The following is a 16,971-nucleotide window of genomic DNA, read 5'->3' on the forward strand; positions in this document are numbered from 1 at the left end:
CGCGGCCTGCTCTCCGACCACGTCGAGTGGTACGTCTCCGCGCACGACGAGCCGCTGCGCCGCGAGGAGGCCCGCGCCGCGCTCGGCGACTGAGCGCCCGCTCAGCGCTTGTGGCGTTCCGGGTGGGCCCGGTTCCAGGCCCGCATCCGCTCCGGGTAGCCGGTGCGCGCCGCCTCGTAGAGCGGCACCGCGTGCCGCCGGGCGATCGTGCCGGCGACCCGGGGCGAGCCGGTGCGGCGGCGGATCCACTCACCGTCGTGGGCGATGGCGACCACGGTCGTGTCGGTGGCGGTGGTCTCCGGTTCCAGGTAGAACTCGACCCCGCTGCGGCTCGTGACGAACGCCTCCAACTGGGCCAGGTCCTCCCGGTTGGCCTCGCGGTCGAGCTTCGTCGGGGTCGTCGGGTCGGCGGCCCGTCGACTGAACCAGCCCATGCCCGCCTCCTCTCCTCGGCGTCCGCTCCAGTGCAGCACGCCCGCCTGGCAGGCCCCTGGGAGCATCGTGGGAGTCGGCTGAGCCGCGTTCAGCGGGCCGGCCGCGCGGCAACCGCCGGTGGCCGGAGCACCGGCACCAGCGCGAGCGTGGGCAGCAGGAGCAGCGGCACCAGGCCGAGCGCGTTCAACACGCCGAACCGGTCGCCGAGGAAGCCGAGCAGCGGCGGCCCAGCGAGGAAGGCGGTGTAGCCGATCACCGCGACCACGCTGACCCGCGCCGGGGCCTGCTCCTCGTCGTCGGCGGCGGCGCTCATCCCGACGGGGAACCCGAGCGACGCGCCGATCCCCCACAGCGCCACACCGACCACGGCCAGCGGGCCGGAGCCGGCCAGCACCGCCAGCGCGGCACCGGCGGCGGCGATCCCGATGGTGCCGAACAGCACCGGCACGCGTCCCCACCGGTCGATGGCGACGGTGCCGGCGGTGCGGCCCAGCGTCATGCCGACCACGAACACGCCGAACACGGCCGCGCCGACCGCCTCGTCGACGCCGTACCCGTCCACGAACGCCACCGCCAGCCAGTCGTTGGCGCTGCCCTCGGTGAACGCCATGACCAGCACCAGCAGGCCGACCAGCAGGGTGCGCGGCTCCCGCCACGCGGCCAGCAGCGCCCGCCGCCGGGCCGCCGACTGGCCCGCGCCGCCCACCTCGGCCGGCGCGGACAGGAACGCCCGGGCGCCGAGCAGCGTGCCGGCGAGGATCAGCGCCGCCAGCACCGGCAGGTGCACCTCGATGGGTACGCCCAGCCGGGCCGCGCCGGCGCCCAGCCCCGCACCGGCCACCGAGCCGAGGCTCCAGGCGGCGTGGAACCGGGGCATGATGGTACGGCCGAGTCGTTTCTCCACCGCCGCGCCCTCGACGTTCATCGCGACGTCGCACAGGCCGGAGCCGAAGCCGAACGCGGCCAGCCCGAGCCCGACGCCGACCGCCCAGCCGGCCAGCCCGGTGGCGAGCCCGGCCACCGTCAGGCCGAGCGCGACCAGCACGGTCGCCACGACCACGGTGCGGGCCGGGCCGAGCCGCTGGGTGACCAGACCGGCGGTGGGCATGGCCAGCAGCGCGCCCGCCGACATGCAGAGCAGCAGCAGGCCGAGCCGGCCCGGGCTGAGTTCGAGCGCCTCCCGGGCGGCCGGCACCCGGGAGAACCAGCTCGCCACCGCGAGCCCGTTGAGGGCGAAGACGACGGCGACGCCGGTGCGGGCGGCCAGGACCGGCCGGGGCGCCGGTGGCCGTGGCCCGGCCGGCGCGTGCAGAGTGTCGCTCACGGTGGTCCCTTCCCCGAATGGTTCCCGACGACCATCGCACACCTGAGAGCGCTATCACCACAACCGCCCTCGCCCCTTACCGCGACGCCCTCGGGAGGGGCATGATGCGGACATGGCCACGCCGACCCCCCGCCCCGCCACCCTCGACGACGTGGCCCGGCTCGCCGGGGTGTCCCGGGCCACCGCCTCCCGGGTGCTCGGCGGCTACGGATTCGCCTCGTCCGATGCCCGGGCCCGGGTGGGCGCCGCCGCCGACCATCTGGGCTACGTGCCGGACGTCACCGCCCGGGCCCTGGTGCGTGGCGCCGGGGTGCGGCTGGTGGTGGCCGTGGTGGGCCGGGACGACACGGTCTTCGACGACCCGTACGTGCACCGGGTGGTGAGCGCCGCGTCGCGGGTGTGCGCGCCGCACGGCATCGGGGTGGCACTTCAGTGGTTGCCGTTCGACGACCCGTCGGGCCTGGTACGCCTCGGCGCCGACCGGAGCGTGCACGGGGTGATCCTGGTCAACACCACGGCGGCGGCGCTGGCGGCGGTGCCGGCCCGGCTGCGCGGGCGGGTCGCCTCGATCGGCATCGGTTCGGCGACGGTGCCCTCGTTCGACGTGGACAACGCCGCCGGCGCCGGCGCGGTGCTGCGCCACCTGTACGCCACCGGCCGCCGCCGCATCGCCATGGTCACCGGCCCGCGCTGGTTGAGCTGCGCCGAACGGTCGGTGACCGCCTACCGGGAGCTGATGCGCGCCTCGGGGCTGCCGGAGCGGCTGGTGACCGGCGACTTCACCACGGTCCGGGGCGGGTCGGCGGCGGTGGAGACGCTGCGCCGCTGGCCGGACGTCGACGCCGTCTACGCGGCCAGCGACGCCACCGCCTTCGGGGTGATCGCCGCGTTGCGGGAGCGCGGCGTGCGGGTGCCGCACGACGTGGCGGTCGCCGGCTTCGACGACCTGCCGTACGCGGCGATCAGCAGCCCGGCGCTGACCACCGCGACCCATCCGGTCGACCGGATCGCGACCGCGGCGGCCACCGCCGTGCTGACGCGGGCGCCGGTCGCCCCGTCGACCGCCTTCGCGTCCACGCTGGTGCCCCGCGAGAGCGCCTGATCCCGGCCGTCAGGCCGGTCCGGTGACCGCCGCGTCGACCCGGTTGAGGACGGTCGCGTCGTCGTCGACGCCCACGCCCCGCAGCAGGTCGATGGCGGTGGCCCGGACCTGCCCGATGATCATGGCGAGGGGCAGCGTCGGGCCGGCGGTGAAGAGTCGCCCGGCCGACCGGACCGCCTCCAGCGCCGCCACGTCGACCCGCGCCGCGTGGCTGTCGGCCACGCTCTCCTGCCCGCCGAGGTCGGCGGCGAGCGCGTCACCGGCCGAGCGGACGGCCTCGGCCAGTGTCCGTACCGCGTCGCCCAGGTCGGCGGTGACGGGCGTACCGCCGCGGGTGAGCGTGACCGCGGCCCGAGCCAGCACGCGGACGTTGCGCACCGCGTAGTCGATCTGCCGGATCGAGCCCTCCACCGAGCGCAGCCGGCCCAGGTGCCGGCGGCGGCGGACGTTGAGGCGCAGCGCCTCGCCGGCGGCCTGGACCGCGTCACGCAGCCGCTCCACCCCGGCGTCGGCGTGGCGGGCCCGGTCCAGCGCGGCCAGGGCCGCGTCGTCGTCGGCGTGGTCCAGCGCGTCCGCGACCTCGTCGAGCACGCCGGCCAGCTCGGCGAACGTGTGCCGGAACTCGGCGACCAGCGGGGCGAGCGGCCGGCGGGCGTCGACGAGCTGGCTGGCGGCCACCGCCACCGCGCCGCCGATCAGCGCGTCGACGAACCGGAACGGGATCAGCGACTCGGTCGGCGGCGAGACCACGACCAGGTAGAGCGCGGAGACCGCGGCCTGCACCACGGTGACCGAGCTGGCCCCGACCGCCACCGCCAGCGCGACGGTGAGCAGGATGACGGTGAACACGGTCCCGGTGGTACGCGGGCCGAGCCCCTGCACCACCAGGTCGGCGACGAGCACGCCGGCGGCCACGCCGAGGACCACCTCCACCGCCCGGCGGATCCGCTGCCCCCGGGCCTGCCCGAGGACGATCAGCGCGGCGGCCGGGGCGAAGAACGGCTGCGGGTGGCCGACCAGCCGGGTGGCCAGGATCCAGGCGACGGTGGCCGCCAGCGTCGCCTCGGCCACCGGCAGCCAGCCCCGCCGCAGCCGCCCGGCCGCCGCCCGCACCGCCGCACCCCCGCGCCGTCGCCCGTCCCCCACCCCGCCCATCTCCCCGCCTCCCGCCGCCCCACTCCGACCGGCCTCCATCCTGCGGCCTGCCGTCCCGACCAGCGCGTCGAGGGCCCCCAGCACCGTTGATCATGCAGTTCCGGCCCCCGAGGTGGGGCTTTTGCACGTTTTGTCGGGGCAGGAAGTTCATGATCAACGGGCGGGTGGGTGGGGACGGGCGGCCCAGTCGGCATCGGGCAGTGCCAGGGCCCGGGCGATGGTCGCCGGGTCCGGCGGTGGCGCGGTGTCGCCCCGCGCGGCCAGCACCGGCGCGGCGGTGAGGTGACCCAGCCGCAGGCAGGAGGTCAGGTCACGGTCGCGCAGCAGCCCGGAGAGGAACCCGGCGGCGAACGCGTCCCCGGCGCCGACCGGCTCCACCACGTCCACCGGCAGCGCCGGCACGAAGACCGCCGACCCGGTACGCGGCAGCGCGGTCGCGCCGACCGACCCGTCCTTGACCACCACCAGTTCCGGCCGGGGCAGCAGCTCGCGTACGGCGTCCGGGTCGTCGACCCCCCAGAGCGTCGCCGCCTCGTCCGCCCCGACCAGGACCACGTCGGCGCGGTCGGCGAGGTCGCGCAGCACCGGGGCAGCCCGGTCGGCGGGCCAGAGCGCCGCCCGGTGGTTCACGTCGAAGCTGACCCGGGCGCCCGGCAGCGCCCGCCCGTCCAGCGCGTGCCCGAGCAGCTCCCGGCAGGAGTCGGTGAGCGCGGCGGTGATCCCGGACAGGTGCAGCAGTCGCACCCCGGCCAGCCGGGGGTCGTCGAGGTCCCGGGGCCCGAGGCGGCTCGCCGCGGACCCGGCGCGGTGGTAGTGGACCCGGGTGCCGGCCGGCGCGGGGTCCTTGAGGTAGACGCCGGTCGGGGCGATCGGGTCGACGGTGACCGTGCCGACGTCCACCCCCGCGGCGGCGACCTCGGCGACCACCCGGCGGCCGAACGGGTCGTCGCCGACCCGGCTGACCCAGGCGACGCGGTGGCCGAGCCGGGCCAGCGCCGCCGCCACGTTCGACTCCGCGCCGCCCACCCCCACGGCGAGCCGCGCGGCGTGTTCCAACGGCCCGCCGTCGTCCGGGACGAGCACCACCATGGTCTCGCCCACGCAGGCCACCTCCGGCCCCCTCACACCGCCACCTCGCACATCCGCTCACCCCTCGTCAGTCGCCCGAGATCCTGGTACCGGACGGCCCCTCCGGGGGCGTTTCCGTACCAAGATCCTCCCAGGACGCGGCCAGTCGGGCCGGGATGGCCGTGCGGTCGAGGTGGCCGTCGACGACCAGCACCCGGTGCCGGTTGCGGCGGGGCCGCCCGGCGACGACCGCCGCCGGCCGGTCGAACGCGTACGCGACGCAGACGCCCGGGTACATCGCGGTCCGCACGAACCACCGGTCGCCCGGCCCCAGCCCGGTGAAGACCAGCGTGTACGCGCCGCCGCCCGGCGCGGTGCCGGTGAGCGCCAGCCAGGGCGCGGCCGAGCCGTTGACCGCCTCCTCACCGGTGGCGTCCCCGGTGCACACCCGGGGTTCGGCGTCGGCGACGGCCCGCCAGAAGAAGCCGCCGTAGCCGGCCCCGTCGGGGCGGCCGTTCGTGGCCGGACTGCCCAGGTGGACGTCGCCCCCGGTGGCGGACGTGAGGGTGGCGGCCAGGTCGAGCCACCAGGCGTCGTCCCCGGCCGGACGGGCGGTCAGCCGGCGGTGTTCCCGCAGCAGCACCCGGCCGTCCCGGTCCCGCCATTGCAGGTCGTGGTCGAGCCGGTCGGCGGCCCGGTCCCGCCAGCCGGTGTGCGCGATGACGCCGTGGTCGTCGCGCCAGGTGTAGCCGGTGCCGCGCACGTACGTCCGGCCGCCCCAGAGGTTGACGCCGTCGACGTCCTGCACGGCCAGGGACGCGCCGAGGTGCCAGACGTGGTCGGCCGGGAGCGCGTCGGTGACCGGGGTGCCGGCCCGGGTGCGGACCGGGTGCAGGTAGGGCCGGGGTCCGTGCCGGGGGTCCAGGTCGGGCCGGACCACGTAGCGGGCCACCTCGACCCCGCCCACCACCAGGCGCTCCACCTGGTCGCCGGGGGCGGCACCCGGGTCGGTGGTCACGACGCCTCCGGACGGGCCACCGGCGGGTGACCGGTCACCGGCTGTCCCGCGACGGCCCGGCCCCGGGCGTCGACCGCGTGCAGCGCGGCCAGGGCGTACCCGCCGAGGATCGGCACCGCGACCGGGGTGACCAACGCGGCGAGCAGTGCGGCGAGAACGGTGATCCCGGCGGCCGCGGCCCAGGTGCCCGGGCGGTGCGGGCAGGTGCGGGCGACCTGCCGGGCGGCGGCCCGCCAGCCCCGGCCGCCGGTGCGTCCGACCGCGACGGCGACCAGGCCGGCGTACCCGAGCAGGGCGGTGACCACGACGGCGGTGACCGCGAGGGCGGGCCCGCCGCCGGGCACCCGGCCGGCGGCCAGCGCGAGCAGGTCGGCGCCGAGCGCGACCGCGACGGCGAGCGCGACGGCGCTGACCGCCGCCCCGGCCGGCAACGCGCGACCGAACCGGGTGAGGCTGGTCCGCGCCGCCGGCCAACTCCCGGTGACGGCCCGGTCGTGCAGCGCGGCGCTGGCGGTGGCGACGGCCGGGGCGAGGGTGAGCAGCGGCAGCGCGGCCACCGCCACGGCGAACCCGAGCAGCGCCAGGTCGGTCGCCTCGGCCAGGGTGTCCCGCCAGTCCCGGCGGGGCCGCTCGGCGCTCATCCCTTCAACCCGCTGGTGTTGATGCCCTCGACCAGCATCCGCTGGAACGCGAGGAAGAACAGGAACACCGGCAGCAGGGACAGCACCGACATGGCGAACATCGGGCCGACCGCGCTCTGGCTGGTGGAGTCGATGAACAGGGTCAGTGCCACCGGGACGGTGTAGTCCTCCAGGTTGGACAGGAAGACCAGTTGCCGGAAGAAGTCGTTCCAGGTCCAGATGAACGAGAAGATCGCGGTGGTGACCAGCGCCGGGCGGCTCAGCGGCAGGATGATGTGGCGGAACACGCCGTACGGGGACGCCCCGTCGATCTTCGCGGCCTCGTCCAGTTCCCGGGGGATGCCGCGCATGAACTGCACCATGAGGAAGACGAAGAACGCCTCGGTGGCGAGGAAGTGCGGGATGAGCAGCGGCAGGTACGGCCAGTCGCCGCCGACCAGGCCGAGGCTGCGGAACAGGATGTACTGCGGCACGATGAGCACATGCCCGGGCAGCAGCAGGGTGCCGATCATCACGGTGAACCACACCTTGCGCAGCCGGAACCGCAGCCGCCCCAGGGCATACGCGGCGAGCAGGCAGGACAGCCCGTTGCCGACCACGGTGAGCAGGCTGACCAGGGCGCTGTTCAGGAAGAACCGGCCGAAGCCGATGTCGAAGTTGGTCCAGCCGTCGAGGTAGTTGCCGGGGGTGAACCTCTCCGGCAGCAGGCCGACGTTGTTGACGATCTCGGCCTGCGACTTGACCGAGGTGCCGAGCATCCACAGCAGCGGGTAGAGCACCACCGCCACGATCACCACGAGCACCAGCAGGCGCAGGGCCTGCCGGTTGCCCGGGCGGCGGCGCGGCGGCACCGCGGTCACGGCCGTCATGATTCCTCCTCTGTTCGCGACTGCGGGGCTCGCAAACCCGGCTCACTCCTCGCGCTCACGCGTCCTCTCCGTCCGAGTAGTGCACCCAGAACCGGCCGGTGCTGAAGAAGACGGCGGTGATGAGCGCGATGGCGAGCAGGAACACCCAGGCCATGGCCGAGGCGTAGCCCATCTCCAGGTCGGTGAAGCCGGCGATGTAGAGCTTGAGCGTGTACATCAGGGTGGAGTCGACCGGGCCGCCGGTGCCGTTGCTGAGCACGAACGCGGCGGTGAAGCCCTGGAAGCCGTGGATGGTCTCCAGCACCAGGTTGAAGAAGATCACCGGGGAGAGCATCGGCAGGGTGACCGCGCGGAACCGCCGCCAGGCGCCCGCGCCGTCCACGGCCGCCGCCTCGTACAGCTCGGTGGGCACCTGCTTCAGCCCGGCCAGGAAGATCACCATCGGGGCGCCGAACTGCCAGATCGCCAGCACCATCAGCGTCTCCAGCGCCCAGTCCGGGTCGGCGACCCAGGGCAGCCCCTCGATGCCGAACAGCGCCAGGAACGAGTTGAACGCGCCGTCCCGGTTGAACATGTTGACCCAGACGATGGCCAGGGCCACACTGCCGCCGAGCAGCGACGGCAGGTAGAACAGGCCGCGGAACAGCCCGACGCCGCGCCAGGTGCGGTTGAGCAACAGCGCCACGCCGAGCGCGGCGGCCAGCTTCAACGGCACGGCGACCAGCGCGAACGTCAGCGTCACCCGCACCGCGTGCCAGTACGACGGGTCGGCGGTGAACATCCGTTCGTAGTTGGCCAGGCCGACCCAGCGCACCTCGGACAGCGGGGTGAGGATGTCGTAGTCGGTGAAGCTCAGCCAGAGCGAGAGCAGCATGGGGACCGCCGTGATGCCCATCAGTCCGATGAGCCAGGGCGAGAGGAAGACGTAGCCTGCCAGGCCCTCGCCGAGCCGGGTCCGGCCGGCCCCGCGCCGCGTGGGGCGGGGGCCGACCGGTCCGGTCCGTGGGGTCGGGCCGGGCGCCGTGGTGAGGGCCACGGATCCGGTTCCTTTCCGTCGGGGGGTCAGGCGATCGCGGCTTTGCAGGCGGTGACGAACTGCTCCGCCGCCTGGGCCGGGGTGGCGCGCCCGTACTGGGCGTTCTCGGCGGCCTTGGTCAGCTCCGCCTTGACCTTGCTGTGTCCCTTGATCGGCACCTGCGGCGACGGGCCGAACTTCTGCGCCAGCTCGGACTCGACCTGGATGGACTGCTTCATCGCCGGGTCGGTGGCGGTCTCGCTGACCTTGGCCCGCAGGTCCGTGTTGGACGGCAGGCCGCGGTCGGTGCCGAGCAGCGCGACCGCCTCCGGGTCGTTGTTCAGGAAGTTGATCACGTCGACGGCGACGTCCCGGTGCTTGCTGCCCTTGAACACCGACCAGTACATCGAGGCGCGGGCCCACTGGGCGCTCGGGTCACCCGGGTACGCCACCACGCCCAGCTCGTCCTTGGTGTTCTTCTTGAGGTCCGGCATCTGGTTGGCCCACACCCAGGAGGTGGCCGCCTTGCCGGTGACCACGAGCTGCTTGGTGATGTCGGTGGCGTTGCCCTGGTGGATCACGTCGGCGGTCGGGGTGGCGCCGGCGTCCCGCGCGCCCTTCCACAGCGCGAACCATTTCGTCACATCCTCGACCGTGAAGCCGAGTTCCTTGCCCTTGTACAGGTCCTTGCCCTGCTGGCGCAGCCAGACCCAGAGCGCCTTGTAGTCGGCGCTCGGGTCCTGGGTGCCGGGCACCTTGGTCTTCTTCGCCACCTGCTCGGCCCAGGCGATGTGCTCCTCCCAGCTCATCCCGGTCCTCGGCTCCGGCAGCCCGTTCTTCGTCAGCAGCGTCTTGTTGTAGACCAGGCCCTGCGTGTTCTCCCCGGCGGCCACCCCGGCGAGCTTGCCGTCGACCACGCCGTACTCCAGCAGGCTCTTCGGGAACTTCGACACGTCGAGCTTGCCGGAGTCGCGGTAGCTGCCCAGGTCGAGCGTGGTGCTGCGGCCGGCGTACTCGGCGAGGTAGTTGTCGTCGATCTGGAACAGGTCGGGCGGGTTGCCGCCGGCGGTCAACGTGGCGAGCTTGTCGAAGTAGCCCTGGTTGGCCTGCCAGGTCTTCTCGAACGTCACGTCGGGGTGCTTCTTGGTGTAGAGGGCGAGGGCGTCCTCGGTGAGCTTGGCCCGGGCCTCACCGCCCCACCAGAAGACGGAGAGTTTGACCGGGCCGCCGTCGCCGCCGCCGGAGTCGTCGCCGCAGGCGGCCGCGCCCAGGGCGAGGGGCGCGGCCAGCGCGACGGCGGCCAGGCCGCGGACGAATCGGCGTCGGGTCAGGGGGGTACGGTGTTCCCGCCCGGCGGGTGCGCCGGCGGTGGGGGACGTTGCGGGGTGCATCTGCGCTCACTCCTCGGCTGTGGGAGGCGACGACGTCACCGGTGGCCGTCCACGGGTCGCCCGGGTCCGCACCGCCATGCGGGCCCGGGCCACCTCGTCAGGCCCCGGTGTCGTCCCGACCGGGCTCGGGGACGGGCCCGGTCGAGTCGCGAACGACCAGTACGGTCTGGAGCATTACCTGTGCGGTGGTGCGACGGTCGCCGGCCGCCGCGCCCCGGCCCCGGGCGCCACGGGGCGCGTCGGAGTCGAGTTGCAGCAACATGTCGACGGCCGTCCGGCCGGCGGCCGCGGTCGGCGTGGCCACCGTCGTCAACTTGGGGCGGGTGAGCCGGCTCAGCGCGATGTCGTCGACGCCGACCACGCTGACGTCCTGTGGCACCCGCAGTCCGAGCGCGTCGAGCCCTTCGATCAGGCCGATCGCCATCAGGTCGTTGTAGGCGAGCACGGCGGTGACGCCGCCCCGGCGTACCTGTTCGGCGAGCGCGCCGCCGCCGGTCTCGGTGGGCTGGTTGGGCCCGAGGACGGTGAGTTCGGCGCCGCCGCCCCGGGCGGCGGCGGTGGCGGCCCGGCGCATCTCCCGTGCGGTCCACGAGCCGCGCGGGCCGCCGAGCAGCGCGATCCGCCGGTGGCCGAGGCCGAGCAGGTGCTCGATCGCGGCCCGGGCACCCTGCCCGACGTCCATCATCACGCAGGGCAGACCGCCGACCTGGCGGTTTATCACCACCACCGGGACCTCGCGGCTGACCTGCTCGATCAGGCTGTTGCTCATCCGGGGGCTGCACAGCAGCACGCCGTCGACCTGCTTGGCGAGCGCGTGGACCAGGTCCTCCTCGGCGGCCACGTCCTCGTTGGTGTCGGCCACGAAGACGTGGTAGTCGCGCTGCCGGGCCTGCCCCTCGGCCGCCTTGATCAGCGGCGGGAAGAACGGGTTGGCGATGTCGGCCACGATCAGGCCGATGTTGTGCGTCCGGCCGGTGATCAGGGCCCGGGCGGCCCGGTTGGGCCGGTAGCCGAGGTCCTCCGCGCAGGCCAGCACCCGGACCCGGGTCTCCGGGTTGACCAGGTGCGGGGCCGAGAACGTGCGGGAGACGGTGGAGATGTGCACGCCGGAGGCCCGGGCGACGTCCCGGATGGTGGCTGGCACGGCTGGCTCCCTCGTCCGATGTGGTGGGGGTCACGGGGTGTCGCCAATTAATGCAAACGGTTGCTCCGGTGTCAACGGTCCATTGTTTCGTCTCGATTGCGTCAGCCCGCCCACCGGGCGGTTATATCCCCACCAATGTGGATTCATGGGGCGGGAAGCCCATCGACCATTGACGACGTCTCGGCCGGCGTGGTTTCTTCGGCTGCAAACCTTTGCAGGACTGCAGGAGGCCGACGTCATGTCACCACCGGCCCGGAAACGGGTCCGCCACGCCCTGGTCGGCGCCGGAGCGCGCGCCGAGATGTTCGTCCGCGCGCTCGCGCTCGACCACGCCGACACCGCCGAGCTGGTCGCGCTCGCCGACGTCAACCAGAGGAGGATGGACGCGCACAACCGCTGGCTGGCCGAGCTGGGCCACCCGCCCGTGCCCACGTACGCCGCCGCCGACTTCACCGCCATGCTGGCGGAGCAGCGGGTCGACGTGGTGCTGGTGACCAGCGTCGACGTCACCCACGACGAGTACGTGGTGGCGGCGCTGCGGGCCGGCTGCGACGTGGTCACCGAGAAGCCGATGACGGTCGACGCCCCCCGCTGCCGGCGGATCCTGGACGCGGTCGCGGAGACCGGCCGACAGGTGACGGTCGCCTTCAACTACCGCTACAACCCGTTGCACGAGCAGCTCCGGCGGCTGCTCGCCGACGGCGCGGTCGGCGAGATCGGCTCGGTGCACTTCGAGTGGCTGCTCGACGTGCGGCACGGCGCGGACTACTTCCGCCGCTGGCACCGGGACAAGGCCATCTCCGGCGGCCTGCTCGTGCACAAGGCCAGCCACCACTTCGACCTGGTCAACTGGTGGCTGGACGCGCGGCCGGTGCAGGTGCACGCGGCCGGCCGGCTGTTCTTCTACGGCGAGTCCGGCCGCCGGCACGGCTACGCCCGCGACTACGACCGCGCGCACGGCTCCCCCGCCGCCGCCGACGACCCGTTCGCGCTGCGGATGGCCGACCACCCCCGGCTGCGCGAGCTGTACCTCGACGCCGAGGCCGAGGACGGCTACCACCGCGACCGCAACGTCTTCGCCCCCGGCGTCACCATCGAGGACGACCTCGCCGTGCTCGCCCGCTACTCCACCGGCGCGACCATGACCTACCACCTCACCGCGTACGCGCCCTGGGAGGGCTACCGGGTGATGGTCAACGGCAGCCGGGGTCGCCTCGAACTGGAGGTGACCGAGAGCGACCACGTCAGCCCCGGTGGCGCGTCGGCGCTCAAGGGTGCGGCGCTGCACGGCGACGAGGCCGCCGTGGAGCGGGGCGCGGCCCGGCTCACGCTGCGGCCGTTCTGGGCGCCGCCGCAGGAGATCCCGGTGGACGGCTGGACCCGGCGCGGGCACGGCGGCGCGGACGCCCGGATGCTCCGGGTGCTGCTCGGCGGCGAAGCCGACCCGCTCGGCCGGGCCGCCACCGCGTACGACGGCGCGCTCGCGCTGCTCACCGGCCTGGCCGCGAACCGCTCGCTGGAGACCGGCGCACCCGTCCGGGTCGCCGACCTGCTCACCCTGCCCTGACCGAGGAGCCCTCCCCCGTGCCGATCATCTCCCCCAGCGACCTGCTGCTGCCCACCGAGCCGTCCCAGCGCGCGCTGGCGCGCGAGCTGTACGCCCTGGCGGCCGAGCAGCCGATCATCTCCCCGCACGGGCACGTCGACCCGGCGCTGCTGGCCGAGGACCGCCCGTTCCCCGACCCGGCCCGGCTGCTGATCGTGCCCGACCACTACCTGACCCGGATGCTGCTCAGCCAGGGCGTCCCCCCGGCCGACCTCGGCGTGCCCAGCGTCGACGGCAGCCCGGTGGAAACCGACGGGCGCACCATCTGGCGGCGCTTCGCCGCGCACTGGCACCTGTTCCGGGGCACCCCGTCGCGGCTGTGGCTGGAGCAGACGTTCCAGAACGTGTTCGGCGTGGACACCCCGCTGGGCCCGGCCACCGCCGACACGGTCTACGACGCGCTCGCCGCCCGCCTCGCCGAGCCGGCGTTCCGGCCCCGGGAGCTGTTCACCCGCTTCGGCATCGAGGTGCTCGCCACCACCGAGTCGCCGCTGGACGACCTGGGCCGGCACGCCAAGCTCGCCGCCGACGGCTGGGGCGGGCCGGGCGGCCGGGTGGTCACCACGTTCCGCCCGGACGACGTGGTGGACATGGAGTTCGACGGCTGGTCGGCCAACGTGGACCGGCTCGCCGAGGTCTCCGGCGAGGACACCGGCACGTACGCCGGCTACCTGGCCGCGCTGCGGGCGCGGCGGGCCGCGTTCGCCGCCGCCGGCGCCACCTCCACCGACCACGGGCACCCGACCGCCCGTACCCTCGATCTGTCCCCGGCACAGGCCGCGGCGCTCTACGACAGGGGCCGGCGCGGCGACGCCGACGCGGCCGACGCGGAGGCGTTCCGGGCGCACATGCTGCTGGAGTTCGCCCGGATGTCGCTCGACGACGGCCTGGTGATGCAGCTGCACCCGGGCGCGGTGCGCAACCACAACCGGTGGCTGCACGCCCGGCACGGCCGCGACGTCGGCGGCGACGTGCCGCAGGCCACCGAGTACGTGCACGCCCTCGCCCCGCTGCTCGACGCGCACGGCAACGACCCCCGGCTGACCGTGGTGCTCTACACGCTCGACGAGGACACGTTCTCCCGGGAGCTGGCGCCGCTCGCCGGCGGCTACGCGGCGCTGCGCCTCGGCGCGCCCTGGTGGTTCCTCGACTCGCCGGAGGTGCTGCGCCGGTTCCGGGAGGCGGTCACCGAGACGGCCGGCTTCTACAACACCGCCGGGTTCGTCGACGACACCCGCGCGTTCTGCTCCATCCCGGTACGCCACGACGTGGCCCGCCGGGTCGACGCCGGCTTCCTGGCCCGCCTGGTCGCCGAGCACCGGCTGGCCGCCGACGAGGCCGCCGAGACCATCGTCGACCTGGCGTACCGGCTGCCGAAGCAGGTCTTCAAGTTCGGAGGGCAACCCGCATGACCAGGATCGTCGACGTCGCGGTGCACGACGTGCGCTTCCCGACCGCCGCCAGCGGCGACGGCTCGGACGCGATCAACCGGGGCGACTACTCGGCCACCTACGTGGAGCTGACCACCGACGGCGGGCCGACCGGCGCCGGGTTCACGTTCACCAACGGCCGGGGCAACGAGATCACCTGCGCGGCGGTCCACGCGCTCGCCCACCACGTACGCGGGCGCACGGTCGCCGAGATCGCCGCCGAGCCGGTGGCGTTCTGGCGCTCGCTCACCGCCGACGTGCAGCTCCGCTGGCTCGGGCCGGAGAAGGGGGTGATCCACATGGCCACCGGCGCGCTGGTCAACGCGGTCTGGGACCTGCGCGCCAAGCTGGCCGGCAAGCCGATGTGGCGCTACCTCGCCGAGCTGCCCACCGACGAGCTGGTCGCCACCGTCGACTTCCACCACATCACCGACGCGCTCACCCCGGACGAGGCGGCGGCCATCCTCGACAAGGGCCGCGACGGCCTGTCCGACCGGCTGGCCGGGCTGGAACGCGACGGCTTCCCCTCCTACACCACGTCGGTCGGGTGGCTCGGCTACCCCGACGAGCAGGTACGCGCGCTGACCCGCGAGGCGTACGCCCGGGGCTGGCGGGCGATGAAGATGAAGGTCGGCGGGCGGCTCGACGACGACCTGCGCCGGGCCCGGATCATCCGGGCCGAGATCGGCCCGGACGCGTTGCTGATGATGGACGCCAACCAGGTCTGGGACGTGGACGAGGCGATCGCCGCGATGGCGGTGCTGGTCGAGGTCGACCCGTACTGGATCGAGGAGCCCACGCACGCCGACGACGTGCTCGGACACGCCCGCATCGCCCGCGCCGTGACCGAGCTGTCCGGCGGCCGGTGCCGGGTCGCCACCGGCGAGGTCGCCGCCAACCGGGTCATCTTCAAGCAGTTGCTCCAAGCCGAGGCGATCGGCGTGATGCAGGTCGACGCGTGCCGCGTCGGCGGCGTCGACGAGGTGCTCGCCGAACTGCTGCTGGCGGCGAAGTTCGGGGTGCCGGTCTGCCCGCACGCCGGCGGCGTCGGGCTCTGCGAATACGTGCAGCACCTCGCCGTCTTCGACCACCTGCGGGTGAGCACCGGGCTGGACGGCCGGATGGTCGAGTACGTCGACCACCTGCACGAACACTTCGTCGACCCGGTCCGCACCCGGGGCGGGCGCTACCTGCTGCCCACCGCCCCCGGCTACAGCGCCGCCATGCGNGGGCACGGACCGGCTCGGCCTGGCCACGCTGCGCCGGGTGCCCGAGGCGTCCCGGCCGCTGCTGCGCCCCGGCGCCGTGCCGGCCGGCATCGTGCACCTCGGGCTCGGCGCGTTCCACCGCGCCCACCAGGCCGTGTTCACCGAGGCGGCGGTCGGCGCGGCCGGCGGCGACTGGGGCATCGTCGGCGTCGCGCCGCGCAGCACCGACGTGGTCGAGGCGCTGGCCGCGCAGGACGCCCTGTTCAGCGTCACCACGCTCGCCGCCGAGGGCGCGACGACCCGGGTGGTCGGCGCGCTGGCCGGGGTACGGCACGCCGCCGCCGACCCGGACGCGGTGGTGCGCCTGCTCGCCGACCCGGCGATCCGGGTGGTCACGCTGACCGTGACCGAGAAGGCGTACCAGCTCGACCCGGTGACCGGCGCGCTGGCCGCCGACGCGGAGCTGACCGCCGACCTGACCACCGACCGGCCGCCGCGTACGGTGCCCGGGCTGCTGGTACGCGGGCTGCTCGCCCGCGCCGCCGCCGACGCCGGGCCGGTGGCGCTGGTGAGCTGCGACAACCTGCCGGCCAACGGGCGTCGGCTGCGTTCGCTGGTCGACCAGTGCCTGGCCCTGGCCGGGGTGCCCGACGCGACACTCGACCGGGTGGCCGCGCGGCTCACCTGCCCCGGCACCATGGTCGACCGGATCGTGCCGGCCAGCACGGACGCCACCCGGGACACGGCCCGGGCGGCGCTCGGCGTGACCGACCTGGCCGCCGTCGCGGCGGAGCCCTTCGCGCAGTGGGTGATCGAGGACGACTTCCCCGGTGGCCGGCCCGCCTGGGAACGGGCCGGCGCGGTGCTCACCGACGACGCCGGCCCGTGGGAGCGGCTGAAACTGCGGGCGCTCAACGGGGTGCACTCGGCCACCGCGTACCTGGGCGCCCTGGCCGGCGCCGAGACGGTGGTCGACGCGCTGGCGCTGCCGCACCTGGACGCGGTGCTGCGCCGGCTGGTCGCCGAGGAGGTCGCACCGAGCTTCACCCCGCCGCCCGGCGTCTCCGTGCCCGGGTACGGCGAGCAGGTGCTGGCCCGCTTCGGCAACCCGGCGATCCACCATCGCACCACCCAGGTCGCCATGGACGGGTCGCAGAAGCTGCCGCAGCGGGTCCTGCACACGGTCGCCGACCTGCGGGCGGCCGGGCGGTCCGCGCGGTGGAGCGCGCTGGTGGTGGCGGCCTGGCTGCGGTTCCTGCACGGGTCCGCCGACGACGGCCGGCCGCTGCCGCTGGACGACCCGCTCGCCGGCCGGCTGCGCGCGGCGCTGGCCGCCGGCCGGCCCACCCCAGCCGGGGTGGTCGACGCGATCTTCGCGGTCCGCGAGGTCTTCCCCGCCGGCCTGGCCGCCGACGAGAAATTCCGCGCGGACGTGACCGACTGGCTGACCGCGCTGGAGCGCCACGGCGTCCGGGCCACCCTGGCCGGCACCCGATGACCAGCTCCCCGGCGGCCGGGTCCGCCACGGCCGGCGCGGCGGCGGCCTTTCCGCCGGCGGCCGGCGG

14 protein-coding genes and 1 pseudogene are annotated in these 16,971 nt (G+C 74.8%); 5 read left to right on the forward strand and 10 right to left on the reverse strand.

What is annotated here, in order from left to right:
* Positions 1-101: 101 nt before the first annotated feature.
* On the reverse strand, positions 102-434 hold the full coding sequence (locus tag B1205_RS03285) for a hypothetical protein (protein WP_089154229.1): 333 nt from the start codon (positions 432-434) through the stop codon (positions 102-104).
* Positions 435-523: 89 nt separating this feature from the next.
* Positions 524-1,759, reverse strand: coding sequence for an MFS transporter (locus tag B1205_RS03290; protein ID WP_089154230.1), 1,236 nt, complete (start codon positions 1,757-1,759; stop codon positions 524-526).
* A 112-nt stretch (positions 1,760-1,871) separates the two neighbouring features.
* Between B1205_RS03290 and B1205_RS03295 the strand changes: the two genes are divergently transcribed.
* The gene (locus B1205_RS03295; protein WP_089154231.1) at positions 1,872-2,861 is read left to right on the forward strand and encodes a LacI family DNA-binding transcriptional regulator; all 990 of its coding nucleotides are present in this window, start codon (positions 1,872-1,874) and stop codon (positions 2,859-2,861) included.
* A 9-nt stretch (positions 2,862-2,870) separates the two neighbouring features.
* Here B1205_RS03295 and B1205_RS03300 read toward each other — a convergent pair whose 3' ends face one another.
* The 8 genes from B1205_RS03300 to B1205_RS03335 all read right to left on the reverse strand — a co-directional run bounded on the left by B1205_RS03300 (position 2,871) and on the right by B1205_RS03335 (position 11,162).
* Positions 2,871-4,016 (reverse strand): FUSC family protein, encoded by a 1,146-nt coding sequence (locus tag B1205_RS03300; protein WP_089154232.1) that lies wholly within the window; start codon positions 4,014-4,016, stop codon positions 2,871-2,873.
* A 153-nt stretch (positions 4,017-4,169) separates the two neighbouring features.
* Positions 4,170-5,117, reverse strand: coding sequence for a sugar kinase (locus B1205_RS03305; protein ID WP_254909670.1), 948 nt, complete (start codon positions 5,115-5,117; stop codon positions 4,170-4,172).
* 55 nt (positions 5,118-5,172) lie between these two features.
* Positions 5,173-6,102: a PmoA family protein gene (locus B1205_RS03310; protein WP_254909671.1), complete on the reverse strand. Its 930-nt coding sequence runs from the start codon at positions 6,100-6,102 to the stop codon at positions 5,173-5,175.
* Positions 6,099-6,743, reverse strand: coding sequence for a hypothetical protein (locus B1205_RS03315; RefSeq protein WP_089154233.1), 645 nt, complete (start codon positions 6,741-6,743; stop codon positions 6,099-6,101). The genes B1205_RS03310 and B1205_RS03315 overlap by 4 nt, the downstream gene beginning before the upstream one ends.
* On the reverse strand, positions 6,740-7,612 hold the full coding sequence (locus B1205_RS03320) for a carbohydrate ABC transporter permease (RefSeq protein ID WP_176308402.1): 873 nt from the start codon (positions 7,610-7,612) through the stop codon (positions 6,740-6,742). Before B1205_RS03320 ends, B1205_RS03315 begins: the two co-directional genes overlap by 4 nt.
* Positions 7,613-7,667: 55 nt before the next feature.
* Complete coding sequence (locus tag B1205_RS03325) at positions 7,668-8,648, reverse strand: carbohydrate ABC transporter permease (protein WP_089154234.1); 981 nt, start codon at positions 8,646-8,648, stop codon at positions 7,668-7,670.
* Positions 8,649-8,674: 26 nt separating this feature from the next.
* Positions 8,675-10,018: an ABC transporter substrate-binding protein gene (locus tag B1205_RS03330; RefSeq protein WP_089154235.1), complete on the reverse strand. Its 1,344-nt coding sequence runs from the start codon at positions 10,016-10,018 to the stop codon at positions 8,675-8,677.
* 97 nt (positions 10,019-10,115) lie between these two features.
* Positions 10,116-11,162: a LacI family DNA-binding transcriptional regulator gene (locus B1205_RS03335; protein ID WP_089154236.1), complete on the reverse strand. Its 1,047-nt coding sequence runs from the start codon at positions 11,160-11,162 to the stop codon at positions 10,116-10,118.
* Positions 11,163-11,400: 238 nt separating this feature from the next.
* Here B1205_RS03335 and B1205_RS03340 point away from each other — a divergent pair, with 238 nt between their 5' ends.
* The 4 genes and pseudogenes from B1205_RS03340 to B1205_RS03355 all read left to right on the forward strand — a co-directional run bounded on the left by B1205_RS03340 (position 11,401) and on the right by B1205_RS03355 (position 16,904).
* Entirely contained in the window at positions 11,401-12,729 is a 1,329-nt protein-coding gene (locus B1205_RS03340) for a Gfo/Idh/MocA family protein (RefSeq protein ID WP_089154237.1), read from the forward strand.
* A 17-nt stretch (positions 12,730-12,746) separates the two neighbouring features.
* Complete coding sequence (uxaC, locus tag B1205_RS03345) at positions 12,747-14,180, forward strand: glucuronate isomerase (protein WP_089154238.1); 1,434 nt, start codon at positions 12,747-12,749, stop codon at positions 14,178-14,180.
* A pseudogene (locus B1205_RS03350) lies at positions 14,177-15,424 on the forward strand (enolase C-terminal domain-like protein); the annotation flags it as partial. The gene uxaC and the pseudogene B1205_RS03350, both read left to right, overlap by 4 nt.
* Positions 15,425-15,464: 40 nt before the next feature.
* Entirely contained in the window at positions 15,465-16,904 is a 1,440-nt protein-coding gene (locus B1205_RS03355) for a mannitol dehydrogenase family protein (RefSeq protein WP_254909672.1), read from the forward strand.
* The last annotated feature ends 67 nt before the right edge of the window (positions 16,905-16,971 follow it).

Origin of the sequence: Micromonospora sp. NBS 11-29, assembly GCF_002140155.1 — a bacterium.
Lineage (GTDB): Bacteria > Actinomycetota > Actinomycetes > Mycobacteriales > Micromonosporaceae > Micromonospora.